General features: G+C 43.3%; 4 protein-coding genes. All 4 read left to right on the top strand.

The window, feature by feature from the left end; genetic code table 11:
* Positions 1-1,409, top strand: a 1,409-nt coding sequence (locus ABHN01_RS25535; protein WP_429877874.1) for a hypothetical protein, incomplete at its 5' end; no start/stop codon positions are given.
* On the top strand, positions 1,402-2,676 hold the full coding sequence (locus ABHN01_RS25530) for a DegT/DnrJ/EryC1/StrS family aminotransferase (protein ID WP_429877873.1): 1,275 nt from the start codon (positions 1,402-1,404) through the stop codon (positions 2,674-2,676). The genes ABHN01_RS25535 and ABHN01_RS25530, both read left to right, overlap by 8 nt.
* Positions 2,669-3,892, top strand: coding sequence for a DegT/DnrJ/EryC1/StrS family aminotransferase (locus ABHN01_RS25525; protein WP_429877872.1), 1,224 nt, complete (start codon positions 2,669-2,671; stop codon positions 3,890-3,892). Before ABHN01_RS25530 ends, ABHN01_RS25525 begins: the two co-directional genes overlap by 8 nt.
* Positions 3,893-3,903: 11 nt before the next feature.
* Positions 3,904-5,790: a beta-N-acetylhexosaminidase gene (locus tag ABHN01_RS25520; RefSeq protein ID WP_429877871.1), complete on the top strand. Its 1,887-nt coding sequence runs from the start codon at positions 3,904-3,906 to the stop codon at positions 5,788-5,790.
* Positions 5,791-5,964 lie beyond the last annotated feature (174 nt).

The following is a 5,964-nucleotide window of genomic DNA, read 5'->3' as shown; positions in this document are numbered from 1 at the left end:
AGCACCGAATAGATGATGGCTATGCCGTGCATAATCAGCAATTTTTACGGTTTTTTCAAGCTTTTACTTGGACTGCATCATCATCTCAATTTCATTGCCAAAAATACGGAGAAATTAAAACAGGTGCGAAGGATGGACATCGTGCAGGCGCCTTAATTGAGAAATGGGATATAGGAGAAGGAACCCTTCAGCGCTGGACGGTGGATATCATTGGGGCCATCGTCGGCATGCAGCAGGGAAGAGAACCTGTCACAAAGGATGGGCAGCCAGCTCCGGATGGCACGGCTAACTTGAATGACGGGCTGTTAAAGGCAGACGATGGTTTTGCCATGGATTGGGAGATGGATCGTTTGCAAACGCCCACTGGCCAGCCCTATTTTGCTTTCCCCTATGCTGATTTATGGAAAGAAGCAATCATTTCTCATTTATTGAAAATCGTTCTTGATCAGGGATTGACACTGCCTTTTCTTGATTATTGGCCAGATGGCATGGAACAGATAGCCATGATCTCACTGGATAGTGATGTAAACGACGATGCATCCGCATATACCACTCTAGCTGTTTTGGAGGAATGTCAAATTCACAGCACATGGTGCATGATGGAGCCGGGATACAGTCCTTCTCTCTATCCTGTTATTCGTGAAAAGGGCCATGAAATCGCTCTCCACTACAATGCCAGGAATGAGGATGCCGGTTTTTGGGATCAATCTGAAATGAAAAGGCAATTAGAGTGGCTTAATCTAGTGAGCGGTGAAGATTCCATCGTCTCCAATAAGAACCATTACACGATTTTTCAAAACTGGGGAGAATTCTTTGAGTGGTGTGAAAGCTTCGGCATCCAGTCGGATCAGACGAGAGGACCCAGTAAAAAAGGGAATGTTGGCTTTCTGTTTGGCACATGCCATCCTTATTTTCCTATTTCATGGGCCGATAAGAAAAACCGTATCTATGATGTTTTAGAAATAGGATTTTTAACACAGGACGTGGATTTATCTAGACTTGCAGACACATCCATCATTGAGCCTTTTTTAAAAACGACGAAGGGTATGCGCGGAGTTGCCCACTTTTTATTTCATCAGATCCATATTTACAGGGATCAAGCGGTGAAAGAGGCACTGAAAAAAGTGGTGCAACGCGCCAAAGAGTTGGAATACCATTTTTGGACCGGAGAACAGATCAACGAGTGGGTAAGGCGCCGTTCAAGGATGCAGATCCAAGGGATACTTTCAGGAGGAGAAGTGAAGTATTTGAACGGTTGTTCAGGTGCTGTCATTTGTATTCCGGTAAAAGAAAAAGAAAACAGTTCAGCATATATCGAACGTTTTGGAGTTTCCTGCAAAAAGCAAAAAGTCGAAGAACGAGCTGGAGAATGGGTGCTTCCTGGAAAGGAGACAAATTTCCATGAGTGAAAAGCTGGCGATCCACGGCGGCCGGAAAGTGAAGGATACGCCGTTTGGAACAGGAAAACGATTTGGGTTGGAAGAGGCAAAGGAACTGGTGGAGGCATTGGATCAAAATACGCTCTTCTATCATAACGGAGAAAAAGTGAAAAAATTTCTTGATGCATTTAATGAAATGTACGGAATTTCCTACAGTGTAGCAGTTTCATCCGGTACTGCAGCTATCCATACCGCACTGGGTGCAGCCGGGATTACAGTAGGAGATGAAGTCATCACGAGTCCCATCACTGATCAAGGGACTTTAATAGGAATTCTTTATCAAAATGCCGTCCCTGTTTTTGCTGATCTTCATCCTCACACGTACAATATGGACCCCAATTCTATTGAAAGGTGTATAACACCCAGGACGAAGGCGATTTTAGTTGTTCATTTAGCAGGCAATCCTGCAAATATGAATGAGATCATGGATCTGGCAAAAAAACACCGGTTAAAAGTGATTGAAGATTGTGCACAGAGCTATCTTGCTTCTTACAATGGAAGATTGGTTGGCACTATCGGTGATTATGGCTGTTTCAGCACCAATGATTTTAAGCATATCAGCACAGGTGATGGCGGTATGGTAACGGTAAATTCTGCAGAGGAGCAGGATTTTAAAGTGACCCATGCTTTTGCCGATAAGAATTATTTAAGACTGGGAGGCATCGTAAACAGGGACCTATCTTATCTTGCTCCTAACTACAGAATGACGGAACTTCAAGGAGCGGTTGGAATCGCGCAGCTGAAGAAACTCCCTGGAATTTGTTCGAACAGAACAGCCTATGGAAACAAGATTACCGAAGGCATTAAAGAGCTGGATGGCATCCATCCGCATCAAGTAGACGAGGGGAATGTCTGCACCTATTGGTTCTATATGTTCCGTATTGAAACTTCCAAATATGATTGCACAAGGGATGAATTTGCTGCTGCCTTGAAAGAAGAAGGAATACCTGCATCAGCAGGCTATATTCCGGAAGTGGTGTACAAAAGCGAATTATTCCAAAAGCGTTCGGCCTATCAAAACAGCACTTTTCCTTTTGATGTGACAGGTGCTGTCTATGAAGGGGAATTGTGTCCCGAAGCTGAAAACATACTGAAAACCGCCATTCGGCTCCCTGTCAATGAGTTTTATACAATGGCAGATATTCAAGCAATGATTGCGTCCATCCGGAAAGTAGCGTGTTTTTACCAAAAACAAAAAGTTGCCGGTACGTTACAGAGAGGAGAATCACATGGATAAGCTTGCCATACATGGAGGCGTTCCCGTCAGGAACAAGCCCTATCCCATCTGGCCTATTAGTGAAGAAGAAGAAAAACGGTTACTGTCAGAAGTGATTGATTCAGGAAAATGGGGAGGTTCAGGCGGATCCAATCTAGCAGGTTATGAAGCAAAACTTCCTGTTTTCGAAAACAAGTTTGCCAGTTTTCAAGATGCTGGTTACGGAGTCAGTGTTGTAAATGGAACCGTAGCAATCACTGTTGCTTTGCAGGCAGCGGGAGTAAAGCCCTTTGATGAAGTGATCATGCCTCCTTATACCTTTATCGCTACAGCAACAGCCCCATTAATGTTTGGAGCGATACCTGTGTTCGTGGATATAGAAGAAGATACGATGCTTCTCGACCCTGAGAAAGTGGAGGAAGCCATCACCCCGCGGACGAAAGCCATCATTGCGGTTCATATCGGAGGCAGGGTAGCAGATTTGGACAGGTTAAGTGCTATCGCCCGGAAACATGGGATTGCGCTGATCGAGGATGCAGCCCAGGCGGTAGGATCTCAGTGGAAGGGAAAAGGAGTGGGAGCCATTGGTGATATAGGCACGTTCAGTTTTCAATCAAGCAAAAATTTAACCGCTGGTGAAGGAGGAATGATCGTTACAAATGACCGCACTCTTGCTGACAAGGCATGGTCACTGTGCAACGTAGGAAGGAGCCGTGACGGTGCCTGGTACCAGCATGACACAATTGGATGGAATCTGCGTCTTACTGAATTTCAGGCAGCGGTATTGCTTGGACAGATGGAGCGGCTTGAGGAACAGGTGGAACGGCGAAATCGAAACGCAGTTCTTTTGGATCAATTGCTCAAAGACATGGAGGGGGTACGATTGTTTAAAAACGATAACCGGGTGACCCGCAACGGTTTTCACCTCTATATGTTTTATCTGGAAGAAGAGTTTGCCAGGTCCTTTCCTAAGTCTGAGTTCATGAAACGGCTTTCTGCAGAAGGAATCCCATGCGCAAGCGGATATTCGTCTCTTACGAATTACGACGCCATACAAAATTCAATCGAGGAATGGACGGGAGAAAAAAGGATACAGACATGTCCCGTTGCTGAACGAATGGGAGACCAGCAGGTTTTATGGATTACCCAAACCGTACTTTTGGGAGATGAAGAAGGGATTTATGATGCAGCAAGGGCTCTTAAAAAAGTCGCTCAGTCGCATCATCCTGTCATGTGAGGAGGTTGACGATGAAACTATCATTTCTGGGTGAATGGGACACATTACGAGAAGGAATTGATAAACTCGCTCCTCAGCTTGAAATCGAGATATCAGAAGACGGAATACCCGTTAAAGTGGTCAAATCTTCTAAAGCTTTGCTTGAAGTGCGTCTGGAAAATGGAGAAGGGTTGATTACGTACCAAAAAACAATACATTTTTTCCGGGCACTGGGCCTGTTTGTAGAAGCATCTCGTAAAAAGGAAGCTTTCCGCATAATAGAGCAGCCGTATTTTGAAACGAACGGCGTCATGTTTGATTGCTCACGAAACGCAGTTATGAAAACGGAAACGGCTCAAACCTTTCTTCGATATATGGCCATCATGGGATTAAACGTCTTGATGATGTATACAGAAGACACGTATACCATAGATGACGAACCGTATTTTGGTTACATGCGGGGCCGTTTCTCTAAAGAAGAGATGCGAGTGATTGATGATTATGCCTGTTCTTTAGGAATCGAAGTTATTCCTTGCATTCAGACACTTGCCCATTTATCAACGTATTTAAAATGGTCCCATACATCAGCTATTCAGGATACGGAAGACGTTTTGCTGGTAGAGAACCAAAAGACATATGACTTTATCGAAAAAATGATTGTTTCGGCCTCCTCACCTTTCCGAAGCAGGCGTATTCATATTGGCATGGACGAAGCTCACGGACTAGGCAGGGGACGGTATCTGGATCTGCATGAAAAAAAAGACCGCTACACTTTAATGACTCAACATTTAAAACAGGTCGAACGAATCCTGAACAAATATGGATTGCGCCCCATGATTTGGAGTGATATGTATTTTCGGGTTTGGTCTGAATCAGATGCTTATTATGACTTAAATATTGAAATTCCAGTTGAAGAGACAAAAAAAGTCCCTGAAAATGTTCAAATGGTGTACTGGGATTATTACAATGAAGATGAGGCTTTCTATGAGGAATATATTGACAAACATGCAGCTTTTGGACGTCCGCCGGTCTTTGCCGGGGGAATCTGGACATGGCATGGTCCTACTATTCATTACGAAAAGACGTTCAATACAACCAATCCAGCGTTGACGGTATGTAAAAGGAAAGGGGTGCAAGAGGTTTTTGCGACTTTGTGGGGTGATAATGGAGCGGAGAGCAATTTCTTTTTTGCATTGTTAGGTATGCAATTATTTGCGGAACACGGGTTTCACCGCATGGTTGAGAAAAACCAGCTGAAGAAACGGTTTGAATTTTGCACTGGAGCTCATTATGAAGCATTCATAGCTATGGGAAAGTTAGATGTTCATCCCAAGGCAAACATACATGCCTTAATTCCGGACAGTCCGGCAAAGTACTTATTGTGGCAGGATATTTTACTGGGTTTGTTTGATAGAAATATAGAAGGCCATGACTTTTCACGGCATTTTCAAAACATAAAAGAACAACTTCAGGGATACGTGCATAATTCTTCTCAATGGGGACAGCTGTACTCATTTATGATTAAACTGTGCACAGTATTATCGATCAAAAGTGAACTTGGGTTAAAAATAAGTGAATTTTACCATGCAAACAGGAAGGAAGAACTAAAGGGAATCGCAACAAAAGAATTGAACCTTTTAGAGGAAGCTGTGAAGGAGCTGCGATTATGCCACCGCAAACAATGGTTAACAAATAACAAACCATTTGGATGGGAGATCCTTGATATTCGGTACGGGGGACTGCTGACAAGAATCGATACAGCACGCGACCGGCTTCTCTCTTATATTGCAGGAGAAATTGACAGTATAGCTGAAGTGGAAGAGAAAAAGCTTTTTTACAACTCATACTCACCTGAAGTGGAAAAGGGGGTAGGCAAGGAAATTAAGTACCAACGCATTGTTTCTACAAACCCATTGTAAATTTTGTACAACCATTCATTTAAAGACAGTTAAAAGACTTGTCTATAAATATAGGAAAAAATATAATGAAGGTAAGTTTATAAAAGCGTTTTTACTAAAAGCTTTTATAAACAAAGAAAAAAAGGTTGGGGAGGGACTTGTGTGAAAGGGAAAAAACTTGCTGCATTCATTCTG

Source organism: Fictibacillus sp. NRS-1165 (genome assembly GCF_050468105.1).
GTDB lineage: Bacteria > Bacillota > Bacilli > Bacillales > Fictibacillaceae > Fictibacillus_C > Fictibacillus_C terrinigri.
Note: the sequence above shows the minus strand (reverse complement) of the source record. Positions and strands in the feature narration are given on the sequence as shown.

Coding starts and splice junctions, on each gene's coding strand:
- ABHN01_RS25530 (WP_429877873.1), top strand. CDS start 1,402: ATGAGTGAAAAGCTGGCGATCCACGGCGGCCGGAAAGTGAAGGATACG.
- ABHN01_RS25520 (WP_429877871.1), top strand. CDS start 3,904: ATGAAACTATCATTTCTGGGTGAATGGGACACATTACGAGAAGGAATT.
- ABHN01_RS25525 (WP_429877872.1), top strand. CDS start 2,669: ATGGATAAGCTTGCCATACATGGAGGCGTTCCCGTCAGGAACAAGCCC.